The sequence below is a fragment of the Streptomyces sp. HUAS CB01 genome (assembly GCF_030406905.1).
GTDB classification, from domain to species: domain Bacteria; phylum Actinomycetota; class Actinomycetes; order Streptomycetales; family Streptomycetaceae; genus Streptomyces; species Streptomyces chengbuensis.
The window spans coordinates 326,907-347,837 of the sequence record NZ_CP129137.1; the positions used below are offsets into that span (position 1 = coordinate 326,907).

The 20,931-nt window shown below is 72.6% G+C and carries 17 protein-coding genes and 2 pseudogenes; 11 read left to right on the forward strand and 8 right to left on the reverse strand.

Features of this window, described 5'->3' with window-relative positions; genetic code table 11:
• Window positions 1-17: 17 nt before the first annotated feature.
• The 4 genes from QRN89_RS01590 (at window position 18) to QRN89_RS01605 (ending at window position 3,887) form a co-directional block, all read left to right on the forward strand.
• Window positions 18-560 carry a DUF1707 domain-containing protein gene (locus tag QRN89_RS01590; RefSeq protein ID WP_290347526.1) on the forward strand — a complete coding sequence of 181 codons (543 nt, stop codon included), beginning with the start codon at window positions 18-20 and terminating at the stop codon, window positions 558-560.
• Between the two features lie 165 nt (window positions 561-725).
• Window positions 726-1,640, forward strand: a complete 915-nt coding sequence (htpX, locus tag QRN89_RS01595) for a zinc metalloprotease HtpX (protein WP_290347527.1) — start codon at window positions 726-728, stop codon at window positions 1,638-1,640.
• Between the two features lie 49 nt (window positions 1,641-1,689).
• Window positions 1,690-2,307, forward strand: a complete 618-nt coding sequence (gene pspAB, locus QRN89_RS01600; protein WP_290347528.1) for a PspA-associated protein PspAB — start codon at window positions 1,690-1,692, stop codon at window positions 2,305-2,307.
• Between the two features lie 224 nt (window positions 2,308-2,531).
• The gene (locus tag QRN89_RS01605) at window positions 2,532-3,887 is read left to right on the forward strand and encodes a mycothione reductase (RefSeq protein ID WP_290347529.1); all 1,356 of its coding nucleotides are present in this window, start codon (window positions 2,532-2,534) and stop codon (window positions 3,885-3,887) included.
• A 142-nt stretch (window positions 3,888-4,029) separates the two neighbouring features.
• Here the strand turns inward: QRN89_RS01605 and QRN89_RS01610 are convergent, their stop codons facing one another.
• Window positions 4,030-7,725 carry a S8 family serine peptidase gene (locus QRN89_RS01610; protein WP_290347530.1) on the reverse strand — a complete coding sequence of 1,232 codons (3,696 nt, stop codon included), beginning with the start codon at window positions 7,723-7,725 and terminating at the stop codon, window positions 4,030-4,032.
• 225 nt (window positions 7,726-7,950) lie between these two features.
• Entirely contained in the window at window positions 7,951-8,397 is a 447-nt protein-coding gene (locus tag QRN89_RS01615; RefSeq protein WP_290347531.1) for a DUF6463 family protein, read from the reverse strand.
• Window positions 8,398-8,498: 101 nt separating this feature from the next.
• Here QRN89_RS01615 and QRN89_RS01620 point away from each other — a divergent pair, with 101 nt between their 5' ends.
• The gene (locus QRN89_RS01620; RefSeq protein ID WP_290347532.1) at window positions 8,499-9,056 is read left to right on the forward strand and encodes a TetR/AcrR family transcriptional regulator; all 558 of its coding nucleotides are present in this window, start codon (window positions 8,499-8,501) and stop codon (window positions 9,054-9,056) included.
• Window positions 9,057-9,625: 569 nt separating this feature from the next.
• Here the strand turns inward: QRN89_RS01620 and QRN89_RS01625 are convergent.
• On the reverse strand, window positions 9,626-10,840 hold the full coding sequence (locus QRN89_RS01625) for an IS110 family RNA-guided transposase (RefSeq protein WP_290347483.1): 1,215 nt from the start codon (window positions 10,838-10,840) through the stop codon (window positions 9,626-9,628).
• Window positions 10,841-11,648: 808 nt separating this feature from the next.
• On the opposite strand from QRN89_RS01625, the gene QRN89_RS01630 reads away from it, so the two are divergent.
• The gene (locus QRN89_RS01630) at window positions 11,649-12,122 is read left to right on the forward strand and encodes a VOC family protein (RefSeq protein ID WP_290347533.1); all 474 of its coding nucleotides are present in this window, start codon (window positions 11,649-11,651) and stop codon (window positions 12,120-12,122) included.
• A 299-nt stretch (window positions 12,123-12,421) separates the two neighbouring features.
• A pseudogene (locus QRN89_RS01635) lies at window positions 12,422-12,751 on the forward strand (DUF6191 domain-containing protein); the annotation flags it as partial.
• Between the two features lie 48 nt (window positions 12,752-12,799).
• Here the strand turns inward: QRN89_RS01635 and QRN89_RS01640 are convergent.
• On the reverse strand, window positions 12,800-13,252 hold the full coding sequence (locus QRN89_RS01640; protein WP_290347534.1) for a MarR family winged helix-turn-helix transcriptional regulator: 453 nt from the start codon (window positions 13,250-13,252) through the stop codon (window positions 12,800-12,802).
• Between the two features lie 285 nt (window positions 13,253-13,537).
• Between QRN89_RS01640 and QRN89_RS01645 the strand changes: the two genes are divergently transcribed.
• Complete coding sequence (locus QRN89_RS01645) at window positions 13,538-14,443, forward strand: NmrA family NAD(P)-binding protein (RefSeq protein WP_290347535.1); 906 nt, start codon at window positions 13,538-13,540, stop codon at window positions 14,441-14,443.
• 51 nt (window positions 14,444-14,494) lie between these two features.
• Window positions 14,495-14,643: pseudogene (locus tag QRN89_RS01650) on the forward strand (TetR/AcrR family transcriptional regulator); the annotation flags it as partial.
• Window positions 14,644-14,743: 100 nt separating this feature from the next.
• On the opposite strand, the gene QRN89_RS01655 reads toward QRN89_RS01650, so the two are convergent.
• Window positions 14,744-16,012, reverse strand: coding sequence for an ROK family transcriptional regulator (locus QRN89_RS01655; protein WP_290347536.1), 1,269 nt, complete (start codon window positions 16,010-16,012; stop codon window positions 14,744-14,746).
• 287 nt (window positions 16,013-16,299) lie between these two features.
• Between QRN89_RS01655 and QRN89_RS01660 the strand changes: the two genes are divergently transcribed.
• On the forward strand, window positions 16,300-16,584 hold the full coding sequence (locus QRN89_RS01660; RefSeq protein ID WP_290347537.1) for a hypothetical protein: 285 nt from the start codon (window positions 16,300-16,302) through the stop codon (window positions 16,582-16,584).
• 941 nt (window positions 16,585-17,525) lie between these two features.
• Here the strand turns inward: QRN89_RS01660 and QRN89_RS01665 are convergent.
• From QRN89_RS01665 to QRN89_RS01675, 3 genes are all read right to left on the reverse strand, one after another.
• Window positions 17,526-18,035: a hypothetical protein gene (locus tag QRN89_RS01665; protein WP_290347538.1), complete on the reverse strand. Its 510-nt coding sequence runs from the start codon at window positions 18,033-18,035 to the stop codon at window positions 17,526-17,528.
• A 362-nt stretch (window positions 18,036-18,397) separates the two neighbouring features.
• The gene (locus QRN89_RS01670) at window positions 18,398-19,051 is read right to left on the reverse strand and encodes a response regulator transcription factor (RefSeq protein ID WP_290347539.1); all 654 of its coding nucleotides are present in this window, start codon (window positions 19,049-19,051) and stop codon (window positions 18,398-18,400) included.
• A complete protein-coding gene (locus QRN89_RS01675; protein ID WP_290347540.1) occupies window positions 19,048-20,175 on the reverse strand; it encodes a sensor histidine kinase in 1,128 nt (375 codons plus the stop codon). Before QRN89_RS01675 ends, QRN89_RS01670 begins: the two co-directional genes overlap by 4 nt.
• Before the next feature lie 160 nt (window positions 20,176-20,335).
• Here QRN89_RS01675 and QRN89_RS01680 point away from each other — a divergent pair, with 160 nt between their 5' ends.
• Window positions 20,336-20,905 (forward strand): RICIN domain-containing protein, encoded by a 570-nt coding sequence (locus QRN89_RS01680; protein ID WP_290347541.1) that lies wholly within the window; start codon window positions 20,336-20,338, stop codon window positions 20,903-20,905.
• Window positions 20,906-20,931: the final 26 nt, after the last annotated feature.

Genomic DNA, 20,931 nt, shown 5'->3' on the forward strand with positions numbered 1-20,931 from the left:
AGCACTAGAGTGCAACGGTGACCTCTCTGCCGGAAGACCCGACGCGACTGATCAGAGAAGACGACCGCGACAGGGCCGTGCAGCGCCTCCAGGACGCGTACGCCCAAGGTCACCTCTCGCACGAGGAGTTGGACGAGCGCCTTCACCGGTTGCTCACCGCCAGGACGCACGGCGAGCTCGTGTCGGCGCTGGACCCGCTCCCGCAGGAGGATGCGGCCACCCCGTCCACGATCGCCGTCGCGGGCGGACGGATCCGGCGGCGCGGTGCATGGCGGGTGCCCCGGTTCCTCAAGGTCGAGTCCGCATACGGAAGGGTGCACCTGGACCTGTCCCGGGCGGTCATCGAGCATCCGGTGATCGACATCGAGTTGCACCTCGGCACCGGCAAGGCCAAGATCACGGTGCCTCGCGACGCGATCGTCGACGCCGAGGAGGTGCGAACCGGGTGGAAGGACACGCTCTACAGGACCCGGCGGCGCACCCGCCCCGGCGGGCCGAGGATCCGGATCTCCGGGACCATGGGGTTCGGACGCCTCGAGATCCGCCACGCGTGGCGCTGACGGCGCGTCCGGCATCACGTGCCCGGGCATCGCCGTAACCACCGGTTCACGACGCCGGCCAAGATCCCGCCGCGCCGGCCTCGGCCCCCCTCGTCCGGCTCTGGGCGGCGGCGCATACTCGGTAGTGAGGGGTGGGGACGGAATTCCGCCTGGAGTGTGAGCCGGATGCCACGGACCCGATCTTCTTCACGTTATGCGGCCGACCGGGGACTGACCACCCGCATGGTGACGACCATGTTCCTGATCGGGCTGCTGTACGTCGTCCTCGTGGGCGTTCTGCTGGCCGTCCTCCGGGACTCCTGGCTCCTCGTCCTCGTGATCGCGGGCAGTCTGTTCGTCGCGCAGTTCTGGTTCAGCGACCGGATCGCCGCGTACAGCATGGGCGCCCGCGAGGTCACCCCCGAGCAGGCGCCCGAACTGCACGGAGCCGTGGACCGCGTCTGCGCCCTCGCCGACATGCCCAAGCCCCGTGTGGCCGTCGCCGACAGTGACGTGCCGAACGCGTTCGCCACCGGACGCAACGAGAAGACGGCCCTCGTCTGCGCCACGACCGGACTCCTGCGCCGACTGGAGCCGGAGGAACTGGAGGGCGTGATCGCGCACGAGCTGTCGCACGTCGCCCACCGCGACGTCGTCGTGATGACCATCGCCTCCTTCCTCGGCGTGCTCGCGGGGATGATGGCCCGGGTGTGGCTCTACAGCGGACTCGGACGCAGCAGCCGCGACAGCAACACCGCCATAGCGGTTCTGGTGATCCCGCTCGTGAGCGCCGTCGTCTATGTGATCAGCTTCCTGCTGACCCGGCTGCTGTCGCGCTACCGGGAGCTGTCCGCAGACCGTGCGGCCGCGCTCCTCACCGGTCGCCCGTCGGCACTCGCGTCGGCGCTCACCAAGGTGACCGGCCAGATGGCCAGGATCCCGACGCAGGACCTGCGCAAGGCGGAGCCGTTCAACGCCTTCTGGTTCGCCCCGGCCTTCTCCTCCAAGGAGAGCCTGGGCAGGCTGCTCTCCTCGCACCCGACGCTGGAGCAGCGCCTGGACCAGCTGGGCAGGATCTCCCTGCAACTGGGCCGCCCGTGACCGGCTCGGCACCCTGCCGGGCCCGCACCCGAGGAACAGGACACTTCCCATGGGACTCCTCGACTCCATCCTCGGCCGCAGCAAGCCGGTACGGCCCGATCTCGACCGGCTCTTCGGGCTGCCCGTCGCGGCGATCACCCTCCAGGCGGGAGCGGGCCTCGTCCCGACCGGGTCGGGCTCGGTGTGCTTCGCCGGGGTCGAGGGAGGGGCCTTCGCGAGGATCCGCGAAGACGTGCGCGACCTCCTCGACGCCGACACCGACCGGGGCGGTACACCGGTGGAGTTCACCGTCGACGCGTACGGATACACCTGGCTCCTGGCCCGGCACCCGGCCGACGACACGGCCTCGCTGGTCAACGACCTGCATGCCGTCAACACCCTCCTCCAGGAAGCAGGTTTCGGCCCGCACCTGCTGTGCTCGCTGGTCGGCTTCCACGACACCGCGGCGCGGCGCGTGCTGGCCCTGGTGTACCTGTACAAGCGCGGCACCTTCTATCCCTTCGCGCCCCTCCCCGGAACCGGTGAGAAGCGCGACAACGCCCTGGAGCTCCAGGTGCGGGCCCTGCTCACGGACGACCTGCCGATGGAGGAGGACCTGAGCCGGTGGTTCCCCCTCTGGGGCGCGCCCGGAATCGCCGCGCCGGAGGGGAGCGGCGGCAACGGTTGATCACGGGCGCGCGGCGGGGCGGGCGCTGCTCCGTCCCGCCGGCAGCGCTCGCACGGGAGAGCCGTGCCGCGCGGCGCGGACCGCGCGGCACAACCCCGAGAGGGCGTTTGCACGCCTATGGCAATCAGGACAAAATCGAAACGAAAGGGACTTGTGGCCTCCTGCGGAGGACCACGCGCCGCGCGCTGCGAGGCCGGCATTTCGCCGACGGAAGGTGGGCGGGCATGCGGCACTACGATCTCGCGGTTCTGGGAATGGGCAGCGGCAACATGCTGCTCGACGACGAACTCGCTCATCTGCGCACCGCCGTCGTGGAGCCCGACCGCTTCGGCGGGACCTGTCTCAACCGGGGCTGTATTCCGAGCAAGATGTTCGTCGTCACGGCAGACGCGGTCGAGGGCGCGCGGGCCGCGGCGCGGCTCGGCGTCGACGCGACCGTCGGCCGGGTGGACTGGAAGACCGTCCGGGACCGGGTGTTCGGCCGCATCGACCCGCTGCACGACAGCGCGCTGAACTACCGCAGGGAGCACGGCATCGACGTGTACACCGAGGAGGGACGCTTCGTCGCGCCGAAGGTGCTGCAGGTCGGAGCGGAGCAGCTCACCGCCGACACGTTCGTCGTCGCCGTCGGGTCACGGCCCCTGGTACCGGACATCCCCGGCCTCGACACGGTGCCCTTCCACACGTCGGACACCGTCATGCGGATCGACGAGGCGCCCGCGTCCATGGTCGTCATCGGGGGAGGCTTCATCGCGGCCGAGTTCAGCCATGTCCTCGGTTCGTTCGGCACCGACGTGACCATCGTGCAGCGCGGGCCGCGCCTGCTGACGTCGGAGGACGAGGCCGTGTCGGCGCGCTTCACCGAACTCGCCTCGCGTCGGCACCGCGTGCTCCTCGACACGGCGGTCGGCTCCGTCGCCGGGGATGCCGACGGCGTCGCGGTCACCGTGACCGGCCCGGACGGCGACCAGGTCCTGCGGGCGGCGACGCTGCTGGTGTGCGTGGGCCGCCGCCCCAACACCGACCGGCTCGACGCCGCGGCCGGTGGGCTGGATCTCGACGAGCACGGCCACATCGCCGCCGACGACGCCTACCGCACGTCGGTGCCGGGAGTCTGGGCCCTGGGCGACGTGGTCAACCACTTCCAGCTCAAGCACATGGCGAACGCCGAGTCACGGCTGGTGCGGCACAACATGGTCCATCCGCAGGACGTTCGCACACTGACCCACAAGGTCGCGCCGCACGCCGTGTTCACCAGTCCGCAGATCGCCGGCGTCGGGCTGACCGAGCAGGAGGCACGGCGTCGCGGGATCCCTTACCTGGTCAGTGTGCGCGACTACGCGGACACCGCGTACGGCTGGGCGCTGGAGGACACCACCAGCTTCGTGAAGGTCCTGGCCGATCCCCGGGAGCGGACGATCCTCGGTGCCCACCTCATCGGCCCTCAGGCCGCCACGCTCATCCAGCCCCTGATCCAGGCCATGGCCCTGGGGCAGACGGTGGACCAGGTCTCCCGGGAGGCGCTGTACATCCACCCCGCCCTCACCGAGGTTGTGGAACAGGCCCTGCTGGGGCTGTAGTCGGCGCCTGCGGGCGCGCCTCCGGGGCGGGCCGGCCGCGGTGGACTGCCGGCCCGGTGGAACCGGGCCCACCGCGCCGGCGCGGAACCGGGCGGGGCGACCGAGGCCGCCCCGCCCGTCGTGTCGCCCCGTCAGGCGTCCGTCAACGCAGGCCGAAGGCCCGGGTGATGGTCTGGGAGACACTGTTGCCGGCACGGTCCCGGGCGGTGACCCGGAGGCTGACGAAGTCCGCGGACTTCGGCGCGCGCAGCCCCGTGCGCCATCCCGCACCGCGGCGGTCGAGTGCGGACCGCTGCCAGGTCGCCCCGTCGTCGTACGAGATCTCGACGGAGACCTTGTCCATGGCGGAGGCGGTACCGGGCAGGTGCGAGGCGGTCACCGTCAGCCCGGCGCGCCGGTCGGCCAGGCCGGCCCGGTCGGTGTCGACACCGTAGTCGAGCTGGATCAGCGGCAGGACCTCGGCCGCGTCGCTGCCGGTGGCCGCGGAGGTGAACCGCCACTCCGTGGTCGTGTGCGTCGAGTACGGATGCGTCCAGGCGGCCCGGTCGTTGTCGACCACCAGCCGGTAGGGCTGCCGCTCCGCGGCGAGCCCGGGTACCTGGAGCCGCTCGGCATTGCCCCAGTCGAGCGGCCGCTCCCCCTGGTAGAGCGTCATCGAGTTCCTCACGTCGAAGTTCCCGTGCGTCTCGCCGACATGACCGGCGCCGGAGTCGCCCCAGCCGGGCGCCGGGATGTACACGGTGTCGAGGTAGCGCACCGGCTGATAGCCGATCGGGCCCATCCGGGGCCGCTGGATGGGCCCGAACCAGTGGGCCCGGGCGGGCTTCCCGGCCGGGTAGCGCAGGACGCCGAGGGCGTGCTGCCCGGTCTCGGCGGGGATGAAGGCGTCCTCGAGCCAGGCGGCTTCGGCGGTGACCCAGTCGGTGCGCTCTCCCTGAGCGGGTGCGACGAGCTGGTTCCCGACGACCCAGCCCCGCCAGACGTCGGCGCGGAACTCGTTGGCCTTGCCGGGACGGTGGTTGCGGAAGGACACGTCCACCCGGCCGAGGCCGTCCGGTCTCACCCGCCACGTCGGGTCGGCGGGCACGGCACCGGACCAGTGGTGGACCACGTCGTAGAGGTAGTCGGTGGTGGGCTGCGAGGTGACCTTCAGCGTGACCGCGCCGCGCCGGAGCGCGTCGATCAGGGCACCGCCCTGGTCGGCGTTGAGCGTCGCCACCGTGAGGGGTGCCGGGCTCTGCGGGCTCCAGGCGGTCTCGTCCCAGGGCTTGAGCCGGCCGCTGCCGTCGTTGACGACCAGGAGCATCCGCGCACCTGCCGCCGCGGCGGCATCGGCCTGCTCCCTGATCGCCACGGTGTCGCCGCGCCGTACGACCACGGCCTTGCCGCGCGCGTCGCGCAGGGCCCGCTCCCGGGCCGAACCCTCGCCCGCGAAGACCGCCCTGAGGGTCCGGGTACCGGCCGGCAGGGGATCGGCCGCGCGCTTGACCAGCAGGTCGTAGTTCGCCGAGGCCGTGCCGAGGGTCAGCGCGGGCTGTTCGAGGCGGAAGCGGGCGCCGAACTCGAACTCCCCGTTGGTGACCTTCCTGCCGGTCGGCAGCGCCCACATGCTGTCGTATGACTCGTCGGGCAGCATGGACGACTCGACCAGGCTGTCGCCGAAGGAGCGGTGGACGTCGAGTCGCGGGGCGACGGCGGTGGTCCGCCGCGGCACGTGCGCCAGGATCCGCCGGGTCTTCCGGCCGTCGAGGGTGACGGTGCGGTCCTGGTCCAGCCGGACGTCGTTGAAGGCGAGCAGCGCCATGCCGCGCGAGCGCGGCCCGTTCGCGCCCCGGACGTCGGCGGTCAGCCATCCGCTGTAGGTGCCGACGGGGAGCCGCGCGGTGCCGGTGCCGGACGCGTCGAGGTCCATCACCGTGAAGAGGCCGGCGGCGGTGAGGAGGACCCGGCCCGCCAGCGGCTTGCCCGAGCGGTCCTTGGCGACGACGGTCAGGGTCTGCCGCTGACCTTCCTTCGCGGTCCCGATCAGCGTCCGGGTCCGGACCTTTCCGGTGCCGTCCGTCCCGGTGACCATGCCGCTCACCGTCCGGTCGGCCGGGAGCCGGTCCAGGTCGGCGGTCAGGGTGACCGAGGCGGTGCCGTGTGCGGGCACGGTGACCCGGTCCGCGGAGAGGGCGAACAGCCCGGGCGGGACGTCCGCGTCGATGGCCAGGTCCAGGTCGACCGGGGTGTCCCCGGTGTTGGTGTACATCACCTTCCGCACGTCGGTCTCCCCCGGCTCATGGGGCCAGGAGTGGAAACCGGAGGAGACGCCGGCGGTCGCGAAGACCGAAGCGCGCACGGCCGCCAGGGCGTCGAGCCGCCCGGCACCCGCCTGGTACGGGGTGTACGACGGCGTGGCCTTGGCGCTGCTGACCAGTGCCTCCTTCAACTGCGTACCGGTCCAGTCGGGGTGCCTGGCGGCGAGCAGCGCGGCGGCGCCGGCGACGTGCGGTGTCGCCATCGACGTACCGCTCATCGTGGTGTAGTGACCCGAGCCGCCCCGACGGTGACGGGAGCGGGCCGCGAGGATGTCGACCCCGGGTGCGGTGATCTCGGGCTTCAGCCCACCGTCGCCGTCACGCGGGCCCTGGCTGGAGAACTCGGCGAGCCGGTCCTCGGAGTCGACGGCTCCGACGGTCAGCGCGGCGTCCGCCGCGCCCGGGCTGCTGATGGACTGCGGGCCGCCGTTGCCCGCCGCGATCACGAACAGCGCGCCGGTCTCGCGGCTGAGCCGGTTGACCGCCTGGCTCATGGGGTCCGTGCCGTCGCCGCTGCCGCCCAGGCTCATGCTGACGATCCTGGCCTTCTGGTCGCGGGCCGCCCATTCCATGCCCGCGATGATCCAGGACGCCTCTCCCCCGCCGTCGGCGTCGAGGACCTTGCCGACGGACATCCGGGCACCGGCGGCGACGCCTCGCTCCTTGCCGTCGGAGGCGCTGCCGGTGCCGGCGACGGTGGAGGCCACGTGGGTGCCGTGCCCGTGGTGGTCGGTCATCTCCGGCTCGTACGGGACGAAGCTGGCGGTCGCGTCGACCTGCCCGGCGAGATCCGGGTGTTCGGAGTCCAGGCCGGTGTCGAGCACCGCCACCTTCACGCCCTTGCCGGTGTTGCCCTCGGCCCAGACCTGCGGGGCACCGATCTGGGCGGTCGAGTCGGCCAGGTTGGCCCTCACTCTGCCGTCCAGCCAGACCTTGGCGACTCCGCCCGCGAAGGCGGGCTCGGCCGACCGGACGGCCGCGGCGGCACCGCCGGTGAGCGCGGACCAGAACGCCGGTGCCTGCGTGCGCTTCTGCGCGAGGGCCGCGCCCTGGATGCTGTCCAGCCGGCGGACGACCGTCGAGCCCGCGACCTTCGGCCGGCTGCGGGATCCGGCGGCGGCGTCGGTGTAGCTCACGATGAGCGGCAGCTCGGCGGAGTGCGCGTCGTCGTAGCCGTCGGCGATCAGCCGGGTCACGTTGAACAGCTGTCTGTCCAGTTTGCCGGAGCTCACGTACGGCAGGACGGAGTCCGGATAGACGTACGTCGAGCCGTCGATGACGGCGCGGTGGAAACCGGTGGTGGTGCCGTTCGCGCCTTCGAAGGAGCGTACGGCCGTGCCGTCGGCCGCGGTGCCGAGCGTGACCTTGTCACCGGTGATCAGGGTGACGGTGTGCGTGCCGGCGTCTCCGTGCGGCCCTGACGGGGCAGCGGCCGGTGGGACCGGCCCGGCCGGGTTCCCGGGGGAAGCGGCGGCCGGCAGGACGCCCAGGGTCAGGGCGGCGACCGCGGCCAGCGCGATCGGTCCTGACCTGGACATGGCAACAGCGGGCAAAGAGGACCCCCAGAGGGCGAGGAGGGACGAGGGACGTCCTGGATGATCGAGGGCGACTCCGGCCTCGCACAATGGATTCGGCTGGCGCTCCCGCGCCATGGCGCAGGTTCGCCACGCGGCACACCGCCCGTCCCCGGCCGGACGGCCGGGGGACGCGAGGCGCCCGGCGGGGCAGCCGCGGGATCGGCCACCGCCCCGGGCGGACCGCGCTCAGGCCGGGTCGCTCCCCCGGCCACCTCCCGCTCCCGCCTCGTCCCCTCGCCGCGACGCGAGGACGATGAGGACGCCGGAGACCGCGCCCACGAAATAGGGAGAAGGCACGAGCAGGACGCCGCCGACGCAGCACCAGACCGCCAGGCCCCAGCCGATCCCGGCGGGCACCGCCACCCCGCGTCCGGCGAGGTGCCAGGTCAGGAGGCCGAGCAGGACCAGCGGCACGGCGAAGCTTCCCGGCCCGGCCCAGAAGGTCAGCTGGTTCTCCAGAGACTCCTCCGACGCGGCGCCGCCGTCCGCGAGCGGTACCGCCGCCCACAGGCCGCGTTCCGCCCAGTCGGCGACGGCCTCCCGCGCCATGACGGCCAGCAGCAGCAGATGGCCTGCTCCCAGCCCGAGCATGATGCCGCTCGCCCACCGTACGAGTCGCCTGCGTGTGTCCATCGTCAGCCCCGTCCCCCTCGTTGTGTACGCACCCGTACATTCGATGTGTACGGTACCGTACACCTCTCTCGACACGACGTTCACCGGGAACAGGTGATCAGATGCCTCCCTCCGCGCGGACTCCCCGAAGCCGCTGGATCGAAGCGGGACTTGACGCCCTGGCCCGCGGCGGACCGGACGCCGTCCGGGTGGAGGCCCTGGCCGCCGAGCTGGGCGTGACGAAGGGCGGCTTCTACGGCTACTTCGACGGCCGTCCCGCGTTGCTCGACGAGATGCTCGACGAGTGGGAGCTCCGTTGCACCCGGGACATCCTCGACCAGGTCGAGTCCGAGGGCGGCGGCCCCGCGGAGAGGATCCGGCGCGCCGGTGAGCTGACCTTCGCCGACGACCTGCACCGCGTCGATCTCGCGGTCCGCGAGTGGGCCCGCCACGACCCGTCGGTCGCGACGCGGCTGCGCCGGATCGACAACGCCCGGATGGAGTTCCTCCGTGCGATGTTCGGCAGTTTCCTCGCGGACCCCGACGAGGTCGAGGCGCGCAGCACCCTCGTCTTCACGCTCGCGATCGGACGCCACTTCATCGCCGCTGACCACCCTGGACGCACCACGCGTGAGGCCGTCCGTCTCGCGGGCGAACTCCTCCTGCGGCCAGGGCCGTGAAGTCGCCCGCTCCCCCGCCGGATTCCGCGTGCGACCGCCACGGTGTGCTCACCGGCGTCGAGTGCGTCGGCCGGCCCGCAGCGGCGACGGCTCCCAGAGCAGGCGTGTCCCGCTGACTCGGGCGACGGCCCGCAGATGGGGTCCCGTGTTGCCGATGTAGCAGACCGGACGGTCCGCCCGCGGCCAGGCGTAGGCCGGGACACCCTCGTCCGGCAGCCGTTCGTTGACGGCACGCCACCAGGGGCTGCCCGGCGGGCCGGAGGTCTCCGGGCCAGCACGCCGCGGGCGAGCGACCAGCGCAGGAAACTCGGCTCGGCGCGGCCGTAGCGGCGGCGGGGGCCCGTGGCGTGCCGGTAGAAATCCCGCGCAAGCGCGTAGCGTCCGGCCGGATCGTCCCGTACGCGCGCGACCTCTTGCTCCGCGCGCGTGGCCGCGTCGGCCACGGCTGCTCGTTCGGCTCGTCGTCATGCGGGAGACCTCGAGGCCTTCCGGGGCCGGCGCCGCGGCGGGGGGTGTCTCTATGTCCTTCGTCAAGGACGTGGCGTCGGGTTTGGTGTTGTTTGGGGTGGTCATGCGGCGAGGGTGATGTCGGGGGTTCTGGATTCGTAGAAGGTGCCGTCGCGGAGCATGGCGAACAGGACGCTGATGCGTTGGCGGGCAAGTCGGAGGAGGGCCTGGGTGTGGGTTTTGCCGCGTGCTCGTTGCCGGTCGTAGTAAGCGCGGGAGGCCGGGTCGGCGTTCATGCAGGCGAACGCGGAGAGGAACATGGCGCGTTTGAGCTGCCGGTTTCCGCCCCGTGGTGCGTGCTCACCATGAATCGAGGTCCCCGACGACTTGGTCGTGGGGGCGAGGCCGGCGTAGGAGGCGAGGTGGGCGGCGCTGGCAAAGCCGGTGCCGTCGCCGACGGTGACCAGCAGGACGGCGGCGGTCCTGACCCCGACTCCGGGCATCGAGGTCAGGACCTGGTGAAGAGGGTGGGCCTCCAGCAGGGTGTCGATCTGGGCTTCCAGGGCCCGGCGCTGGTCGTGGACCGCGGCGAGCGAGCGGGCCAGCGAGGGGATGACCACGTTGAGGGTGTCTGTGCCGGGGACCACGACGGTCTGCTCGTCGAGGGCGTCGAAGACGTCGTCGATCAGGCGGGCGGCCATGCGCGGGGCCTTGGGCCGGATCACCTCGACGAGTCTGCGGCGGCCGGCCTTCCGCAGTGCGGCCGGGGATCCGTAGCGCTCGAGGAGCCAGGTGATGGCGGGGTGGTCCAGCCGCGGGCCCAGGACCCGCTCGAGGCTGGGGTGGAACTGGGTGAGCAGGCCGCGTATCCGATTGGAGGTGCGGGTGGCTTCCGCGGCGAGGTCCTGGTCGAAGCCCGTCAGGACGGTCAGCTCGGCGGTGATCTCGTCGGTCAGCTCCAGCGACCGCAGAGTGTGAGGCATCGTCCGGGCCGCGTCCGCGATCACCGCCGCATCCTTCGCGTCGGTCTTCGCCTCTCCGGGATAGAGATCGGCGATCCGCCGCATCGCCAGTCCCGGCAGGTAGGCGACCTCGCAGCCCGCGTCTCGGGCGACGGTCAGGGGCAGAGCGCCGATCGACGCGGGCTGGTCCACGATCACCAGGACGGTGCCGAACTTGGCCTTGAGCTTGTCGAAGACGGCCCGCAGCTTCGGCTCGCTGTTGGGCATCGGCTTGTCGAAGACCTTCTTCCCGGCCGGCGTGAGCCCGTGACCGTGGTGGGCCGTCTTGCCGACGTCCAACCCGAGGAAGACGCCTATGCCTTCGGTGTCTAACATCGCACCCTTCCGCAGGTGTTGATCGTGCTGGCCTCGGCGGTGGCACCGTGCTCGCGCATCCACGTTATGCAGACCTGCCGCCCGCGAACTGCCCGGCATTGCACCAGGCCGGGCGGTGGCCGGGTCTCTCATCAGCGTCTCCGACGGCACCTCCCGGGCCCGGCGACACCACCCCCCAGGTCATGCCTTCGACAGAGGGGACACAGTCATACCGGGCCCGGAGGCCAGCAGCCCCATTGCAGGACCGCGAAAAACATAACGGGGGGAGGGCATCACCTCGGCGTGGAACGTGAGGAAACCGCGAGTTGGCGGGCCGCCCTGGCGCGGGCGGCACCGGGCGTCCGAGGAGTCTCGCGGCCCCCTCGCTCCAGCCCCGTACGAGACCCGCGCCGTCGACCACGACCACGGCGGTCGTCGGAGCCGGAGAGGTGTCTGCTGCCGTGGAGAGGAATCTCCCGGGAGCACTCATACCCGCCATCCGGTGCAGCCGCCTTCCCGGCCTGCGGACCCCTGCTCGGACACGGCTGCCGGGCTGGTTCCACCCTACTCGCGGCGGATGCCCCGGCCGGTGGCGCCGGTCGCGGAGTGGCCGCCGGGAAAGCGGCGGTGGGAGCCCTCGGCCGCCCGGACGTGGCGGGCACAACACAACCCAAATCGGGACAACCTTGCCACTCCCCCAATAGGAGCATATGCTCATATACACCGAGGTCCACCGACACCGCCGCCCGGCCCCGGCCGGAGCGGCGGGAACGGACCCGTGAGCAGAGCGGTCGCGCCGTGCGGCCGTTGCACAGAACAAGGAACTTCCATGGATCTGAAACTCGAAGTCATCGTCCTGCCCGTCTCCGACGTCGACCGGGCCAAGGCCTTCTACGAGGCGGCGGGATTCCGCCTGGACCTCGACGCCGCCCCGAGCGACGAATGGCGCGCGGTACACCTCACGCCGCCCGGCTCCGAGTGCTCGATCATGTTCGGCACGGGCTTCACCCAGGCCGCTCCCGGTTCCGTCCAGGGCCTCTACCTCGTCGTCACCGACATCGAGGAGGCCCGCGCGGAGCTCGCCGGGCGCGGCGTCGAGGTGAGCGAGGTCTTCCACGACGCCGGGGGGATCTTCTTCCACGGCCACGAGGGCGGGGACGTCACCCACCGCGTGGCCGGCCAGGAGCGCATCACCGGCCCGCACCCCGACCGCTCCAGCTACGGCTCGTACGCCACCTTCAGCGACCCGGACGGCAACGGCTGGGTGCTCCAGGAAGTCACCCAGCGGGCCCCCGGCCGCTGAGTCACCCGCGGTCACCGGGCGTCGCCCCCACCGGCGCGCCATGAGCCCGCGGCCGCCCGTGCGGCGCCGGCCACAGGGGTCCGGGCCGGGACGCGCTCCCGGCCCGGACCCCGCACGGGGCCGGACGTTCGGTGTGCAGCCGAGGCACGAGGACGATCGCGGCTCCCCGGCGGACGTCCGAAGAGCCGGGGCGGCCCCGGAGGAGCCGTGCGCGAGCGCTGTGCGCGTCAGAGGTGCACGCAACGAGCCGGTCCATCAGGGCCGTGCGCGAGCGAGCCGCCGTCCCGGACACTGCGCGCATGGGGTCCGTCGTCTTCGTGATCGTGCCCGGACCGGTCATCCTGCTGACCGCCCTGGCCCTCGTCGACCAACTCCTCCTGCGCGCCGGGCGAGCCGGGCCGCTGCCCCGGCGGAACGGCGTCAGGCAGGGACAGCTCTCGGCGACGGGCTTCGAACTGCTCCGCACGACGTTCTCGCCGGCAAGCAGAGCGAACCGGCCGGGCAAGCAGAGCGAACCGCAGGAGCGCCGGACGGCGCTTTTGTTGCGGGACGACGAGGAGAACGGGGCGCCCCCGAACCGGACCCTGGTGGATCTGGACGGCGGTACCGCGGTCGTCCGCGTGCCCCCGGCCGACCGTCGGCGCCGGCCCACCAGGCCCGCGCAGCGCCGTCGCCGGCTACTCGGCCCACGGTTCGAAGCCGGTGCCGAGAACGGCCTTCAGCGAGGCGCGCATCCGGGCGGCCTCCTCCGCGCCGAAGTTCTCCTCGAACCGCTCCTGCACGGCCTCCCACAGCGGCATCGCCGCCTTCATCCGGGAAAGGCCCTCCGGGGTGATCGCGACGATGCGCGCGCGACGGTCGGCCGCCGACGGCTCGACGGTCACCAGGCCCTCCCGCGCCAGCGGCTTGAGGTTGGAGGCGAGCGTCGTGCGGTCCATGGCGATCATCTCGGCGAGATGGCTGATGGTCACCTCTCCGTGCCCGTTCAGCATCTGGAGGATGCTGAACTGCGTCGCACGAAGACCGGCAGGCCCCAGGGCCTTGTCGTACGTCGCGCCCAGGTAGCGGGCCGCCTTGCGGAGTGCCAGGTTGTTGCACAGGTCCCCGAGGTTCGTCGGTGCAGAGCTCATGATCTCCTCCAGAACGTACCCGTCCATGATAAGAGCAGCTACTCGTAAACGCGAGGAATCATCGCCACCCCGAAGGTACGAGCATATGCTCGTATCGCTCTGGGCGGAGGCGGCGCGCCTGCCGGGCACGCCCCCTGCAGCTCGCCTCCACGAGGCCGCCCTCGTCACGGATGTCCCCGCCGAAGCCGCCACTCGACGGGCGCGGGCGTGGACGCCGAGTGGCGGCCCCGACCACGCGGGAACCTGTGACCACGTCCCGTCCAGTCACCCGAAGGAGACCGACCGATGACTGCCGGAAACCCCGTACTCATCGCCAACGCCGGAGGCGTGGGCCGTACCGTCCTCGAACAACTGCGCGCCCAGGACGTGCCCGTACGCGCCATGGTCCGCCACGACGACGATCGTGCGGCCCGGCTGCGTGCGCTCGGGGCGGAGGTCGTCGTCGGCGATCTGACCCGGCCCGAGAGCGTCGCGGCCGCGCTGGAGGGCGTCCGGAGGATGTACTTCGCGATGCCCGTGTCACCCGACCACCTGCTCGCGACGACCGTGGTGGCCAGCGTGGCCCTGGAGCACGGGCAGTTGGACGGCCTGGTCGGCATGTCCCAGATGACGGTGTCGCAGATGACCGCCACCAGCACCGGGGAGTCGCACCAGCAGCGCCTGCACTGGCTGGCCGAGCAGGTGCTGAACTGGTCGGGCCTGCCCGTGGTGCACATCCGCCCGACGTCCTTCCTGGACAACCCGTTGTTCACCACCCTGCCCGCCCGGACGATCCGGGAGAACGGCACGATCGTGCTGCCCTTCGGCACGGGTCGCACGTCACCGGTCGCCGTGGACGATGTCGCCCGGGTGGTCTCCACGGTGCTCCGCGACCCCGCACCACACATCGGGCACGTCTACGAACTGACCGGGCCGCGCACGGTCGACATGCACGAGATGGCCGAGGAATTCTCCCGGGCGCTGGGTCGTCCGGTGGCGTACGTGGACGTTCCCCTGGACCGGTGGCGGACCGAGGTGCTCGCCAAGGTGGGGCTTCCGCCGCACACCGAGCAGCACATCGCCACGATGGCCCGGCTGCACCAGGAGAACCGCTACGACCGTGCGTCCGACGACGTGGAGCGCGTGACGGGCGTCGCCGCCCGGTCGGTCGAGGAGTTCGTGGCCGCCCGCAAGGACTTCTACGTGGGCTGACCCGGCCCGGTCCGCCGCGGGAGACCCGTCCCGAGGGGCCGCGCTCCCGCGGGCCCCCTGTTCGAGCGGGCCCGGCAGGCCGGGGAGGCACGCGGGGACATGACCTTCGACGACCTGCTGCGGATGGCCGCCGGGACACGGCGACGAACTTCCCCGACGACGACCAGCGCGATCGCGACCTGGCGATCGCGCTCGACGGGGGTTCGCACGGCGCGCTGAGAACGGGGCGCCCGACGGCATCCCGGCGCGCACCGCCGCGCGGCGATCGGCGGCCGGTCGCCCCGCGCCGGTACGACGTACTCAGTGCATGCGCAGCCCGGCCGGGGCCTCGGTACGGCCGAACACGGGCGCCAGAACCAGCTGCGCCGCGCCCTCGGCGATGCGGTAGGCGCTGCCCCCGGCCGGCGCCACCATCAGCCGGGTCCGGGACCGGAGCGCGGCCCGCACGCCTCGTACGAACTCGGCCTCGGCCGCGGCCACGGCCCGGCCGCCGAGCAGCACCTGGTCGATGTCGAGCAGCTCGGCGAGGTTGGTGACACCTACGGCGAGTACACGTGCGGCCTCGGCGATGTCGCCCCGGGCGATCGCGGCCAGGCACAGCGCCTCCAGGCACCCTCGCTTGCCGCAGGCACAGGAGGGGCCGTCGAGCTGGACGACCTGGTGCCCGAACTCGCCGGCCCCGGTCCGCACGCCCCGGTACACCGCCCCCTCCAGCACCAGCCCCGCGCCGATTCCGGTACCGAGGTGCACATAGGCGAACGAGCCGCTCTCTCCCTGGAGCAGGATCCCCAGGGCGGCGGCGTTGGTGTCCTTGTCGAGTGCCACCGGCAGACCGAGCCGGCCCGCCAGCTCGTCGCGAAGGCGGTAGCCGTCCCACTCCGGATATCCCGTGACCCGCAGCGGGACACCGGCGCGGTGGTCGAGTGGGCCGGGCATGGCGACGCCGACTCCCAGTACCCGTGCCGCGCCCTCGTCCACCGGGTCCACGAACCCCTCGGGCTCCCACCGTGCACGGGTCCGCTCCCCCACGTCCGGAAATCCCGCGACACGCGCGCGAGCGGGGCGCCCCCCGGGACCCCCGCCGAGCGACTGGGCGAGCAGCGCGCGCACCTGGTCCGCCACCTGGTCGGTCACCACGTCGGGCCCCGCACCGAGGTCGGCGGACACCGCCCGCGTCGCCACGCGTGTACCGGACAGATCCAGCAGGAGCGCGGTCATCTCGTCCCGGTCCAGCTGCACGCCCACGGCGTACGCCGCCGACGGCTCCAGGCGCAGCGCCGTACGCGGCTTGCCCCCCGTCGAAGGATGCCGTCCGGCCTCCGCGAGCAGCCCTGCCTGCCGGAGGCGGGCCGTGATCTTGCTGACCGCCTGCGGGGTGAGACCCGTGTAGTCGGCGATCTCGGGACGGCTGATTCCGTCCTCCCCGGCCTTCCGCAGCAGATCGAGCACCAGCGACGCGTTGTGGTTCCGGAGCAGGGAGAGATTCCCGCCCTGGCCGCTCCCCTGGTCTGCGGTCGCCGAGGCGGCCGCCTCCTCGCCCGGCGGGCCGATGGCATTTGCCCAGTGCACACGCACACTCTCATTGTGCGCCCGGCCCACGGTTCGGCAACGGCGTTGTCTAAGAGGTCGCTCCTTACGGCCGCGACAACTGTTGAACGGTCCATGTCGGACCGGGTCGAGCGGCTGGTCCACGACGGGGCGCGGTGGCCGGCGAGCCGTCGAGGATCCGCGCGGGCCGCCATTCGGACCACCTGCCGGTCCCTTCCGGTGATTGCCGCACGGCTCCCGAGCGGAGCCCGGGGCGCAGGGGTACGGCGTGGGCAGTCGAAGCCCGCCCACTCGTGAGGAGATCAGCCGTGTACGCAGCCGTCAGAAGGTACTCAGGGGTCACCGACCCGGTCGAGGCGGGCCGCCTCGTGAACGAGGGGTTCGTGCCGCTCATGCGGGAGATCCCCGGCCTGCTCGCCTACTACTGGGTCGACGCCGGGAACGGAGTGATGGTCTCCACGAGCGTCTTCGAGGACGAGTCGGGGGCCGAGGAATCGATCCGGAAGGCGGCGGACTTCGTCCGGGACCACCTCGCGCCGCTGCTCCCCAACCCTCCCGAGGTCATGGCCGGCCAGGTCGTGGCCTCCGTGTAGCCGGCCCCGGCCCGGCTGGAGCAGGTGCCGGGCGCCCTTGCCGCCCGGCTGCGGCACCTCGGACGCCGTGTGGCGCACCCGGAGGAGCAGCCCCGGGTTCGACCGGCCGACGGGCGGGTCCGGGCCCGAAGGCGGGCCGCCGGGTGGGGTCCGGGCCCGAAGGCGGGCCGCCGGGTGGGGTCCGGCTCCGAAGGCGGGCCGCCGGGTGGGGTCCGGCTCCGAAGGCGGGCCGCCGGACGGGTCCGCTGACGCGGTCGGCCTGCCGGACGGGTCCGCTGACGCGGTCGGCCTGCCGGGGGATGGGAACAGGACGCCGCTCGGGGCCGCCGTACGTGGGCTCCGGGGCGCGTACGAGGAGTCGATGCCGCGGTACGAGGGGTCGATACCGGCGCATGAGGGTTCCGCTGCGTCGAGCGACGGTTCCGTGCCGCCGCACGGCCGGGCGAAGACCTCGCACGCGGCCCAGGAGCGCCTCGTGGCGGACGCGGGGAAGGACCCCGAGTTCGCAGGACACGGGATCCCGTTCCCCGAGGGCGCGAAGGAGGTTCCGGCCTTCCTCGTCATGCATGCAGTTCACCCGCGACCTCCCCGGACGCGAGCGTGGGATCCGCAGGATCGGGGGTGGCCCGCCGCGCCTGGTGGGCGCGAAGCACTCCGTCTCCGAACCGCGCAGGACCCGGGCGGAGTTGATGAGGCTCGTGGCGGCGAGGACCCCCGGCTCCACGGGTGTCGGCCAGGCCCCGGAACAACAGGGTGCGGCACGCCGTCACGGCTCCGAGCGACCACGTGCTGCGCGATCTCGACCGCCGTTCCGGCAGGGGCATGGCCGGAATCCGGGCCGCCACCGCGATGGAGGCGGTGCCGTCGGCCGGACGGGCGCGGACGCGGGTGCCCCGGCCGACGGCCGCCGGGGCACCCGTCCGCAGGCGCCCGCGAAGGGCTCAGCAGCCGCCGCAGTTGTAGTAGGTCACGTCCCAGTGGTTGCCCTCGTCCGCGTAGATGTTGCCGGACGCGGACCGCCACTGCGGGGCGCCGTCGCCGCGCGGGCCGATGTACGTGAAGGTGTTCTTGATGTAGTTCCCGACGCAGGTGTACTTGCTGTAGTCGAGTTTGTAGCCGTTCCAGTGCGAGTACGTGCCGCCGGCGTGGCCGGTCTCCGTACCGCCGGTGATGTTGAGCGCGCAGCCGCTGGCGCTCTTCAGCGTCTGGGCGCCCTTCGCCGTGGCCTGGTTGAGCTGCTCGAAGGAGGTGCAGGTCGGGTTGTTCCGGTCCGAACAGCCGCCGGACGACGACCAGGTGATTCCTGACGCTCTGAACATCGAAGTCGCCGTGGCATGACTGATCTTGGTGACGGCGTGGGCGTCCGTCGCACTGGTGAGCACGCCGAATCCCGGGGCGAACAGCGCCCCCAGGACGAGCGCGAGCGCGCTGAGGACCGAGCGGACCTTCATGTCGGGTTCCCTCCTGCTGACGTGGACGACCGTGCCTGCCGCGCGCCGCGCCGTCACGGACCCGGCTGACGAAGGCGCGAACTGCAGGTGCCCACAAGGCTGATGGGGCGGGGGTGCAGGTGGAGCACAGTGATGATGCCCGAGGTCTACGCGCGTCCGCCAGAGGGCCGCGCAACCGCTTTCCGGCGCATGCCGGCATCCCGCGCACGCCGCCGGGTCCCGGCAGGATGTCGGGTGGCCCGCCCGGCCGACGGGGACACCGGGACCCGTGCGAAGGCGGGACACCCGAACGAGGAGCAGACGCGCCCCTGTTCCCCTCACCGCCGCGCCCTGCCGGGTCGGCGGCCTGACGCCCGGGGCGGTCAGTCCTCCGCCCAGCCGTCCTCCCGCACCCTCGCCGCCAGGTCGATCTTGGTGTACGTCGGGCGGCCCGCCTGCTGGTACTTGTCCTTGACCCGGTCCAGGTAGTACTTGGCCGTGTGGGGGCTCACACCGGCCCGGCGCGCCGTGGCCTTCAGCGTGAGACCGGAGGCGTACTCCAGCAGCACCTGGCGCTCCTTCGGCGACAGGCTCGGCCGGACGGGCCCGTCGTCGTGCGCCCAGGCGAAGGCCAGCTCGGCGGAGTGGGCCGTACCGCCCGCGGCGACCTCCTCGACCGCCCGCACCAGCGTCGGCAGGTCGTGGTCCTTGGTGAGGTAGCCGTCCGCGCCGGCCGCGATCGCGGCGACGATCCGCCGCCGGTCCGCGACGGTGCTGATGACGAGGACCCGTGGTCCGGCGGCCCGCAGCCGCCGGATGTTCTCCGGCGGCTGCGAGCCGTCCCCCAGCACCAGGTCCAGCAGGACCACGTCGTAAGGGAGTTGCGCTCCCCGACCGCGGACGGGGCGCTCGTGGGCGAGGAGTTGCCCCACCGTGCACGCCGTCGCCGCGAGCCGTACGTCCGGGACACCGTCCAGCCAGACCCGCAGCCCGTCGAGCAGCATCCGGTCGTCGTCGACCACCGCCACGCGGATCACGCCGGCCACCGCAGTTCGACACGGGTGCCCTCGCCGGGGACGCTGTCCACGTCCGCCGCGCCCCCGCTCTCGCGCATCCGCGCGCCCACGGAGGAACGCAGGCCGAGCCCTTCGGGGACGGTGTCCGGGTCGAAGCCGACGCCGCGGTCGACCACGGTGACCACGACCCGGCCCGCGGCGCCGGTGACCGTCACGTGGGCACGTCCCGTCCCCGCGTGCCGGAGCACGTTGTTGAGCGCCTCCGTGACCGCGGCCCCGAGCGCGGCCGCCGCGGGGGCCGGTATCTCCACCAGGCCGTCGTACTGGGCGCTCACCCGCAGCCCCAGGCTCTCCGCCGACCGCACCGCCCGCTCGACCGCCGCAGCCGTCCCCGGCGCGCGGTCCTCCTCCGCCTGCTGCTGCAGCACCAGGCGCCGCAGATACGCCGCCTCCCGGGCGCACCGCTCCCGCACGGGAGCCGCGCCGGCGTCGGCGCGGCCGCTCGCGATCGCGGTCAGCGTCGCCAGTACGGTGTCGTGCAACGCCCGGTGGTGGGCGATGCGTTCCGCGTACCGGGCCCGCTCCGCCTCGGCGGCGAGGGCCTGGGCCGTCGCGGCGTCGAGCAGACCGCCCTGGCGCCGCAGGTACCACCAGAAGACGCGGGCCAGCACGGCCGACGAGACGATCGCGTTGAGGTGCGCGGCGATCACGGCGACGTCCGCCCCCGTCGGCCAGTACCCGGCCGCGTGGGTGGCCACCAGCGCCGCGACCGCGCCGGCCACCGCCGCCGGCTTCGCGAACGCCACCGCCGCGACCGCGCTCGCCGAACCGCCGAGCAGCATCGACCAGGCGATGTCCGCCGGCCGGTGCGCCCCGCCCGCGTACACCACGAACGGCAGCACGCATCCCACGAGCGCCACGTCCAGCAGCGGCGGCCAGGTGCCGAACCAGCCCGCCGATCGCGCCCTGCCGAAGACCAGCAGGGACGTCGACAGGGCGAGCACGAGCCCGGCCCAGGACAGGGCGCTGCCCCGCTGGTGCTGGACCACCGCGACCACGCCCACCACCAGATGGCTGGCCCGGTACAGGCCGGTCGCGAGGACCATGAACGCCTGGGCCCGCTGGAGCCCCGAACCCACCCTCACGGCAGGAACCCCCCGCCCACGCAACCCCCCTGAAACGGCGGTACATCCCGGTCGCCGGGGCCCGTAGTTTCGGAGCGTTCCGGCACCGGATCCGACGAGCCATCAGACCATCGCGTCGGGTCCCGGCGCCGCCCGGAATTCAGGCAAAGAAGGAGGCAAAGTGGCTCGAAGTGTGCGCCGCGGGGGAATACTCGCGGTCCTGGCATCACTGCTCGTCCTGCTGATCCCCGGTAGCGCGACCGCGGCCGATCCGCCGGTCCGCTACACCTCGTGGATCACCAACGCCGCCATCTACGAGATGCGGGCCTCGTACTCGTGGCAGTGCATGGACGTACGCGGCGAGTCGCAGAACCCGGGCGCCGTCATCCAGCGGTTCGACTGCAAGGGCCGGCTGCACCAGCGCTTCTACTTCCAGCCCTCCGGCACCCCCGGCCTCTTCATGATCGGCGTCTACGGCAAGTACTGCATCGGCGCGCAGCACGCCTCGGTCGCGGACGGCACGCCCATCGTGCTCGGCCACTGCCAGGGACCGGGTCAGCACTTCCGCTGGGTGGACCGGGGCAACAACCACTGGGAGATCGTCGAGGCCGCGAGCGGCAAGTGCCTGGTGGACACGGGCCGTCGGAGCGCGATCCAGCTCGGCGCGTGCGGCAACATCTCCGAGCCGTACCCCAGTCTCTGGACCCCGATCTACGACCGTCAGTACGACTACACCAGCGTCCGGGGCTGAACGGACCGCCGAGTACGTGCCGCCGG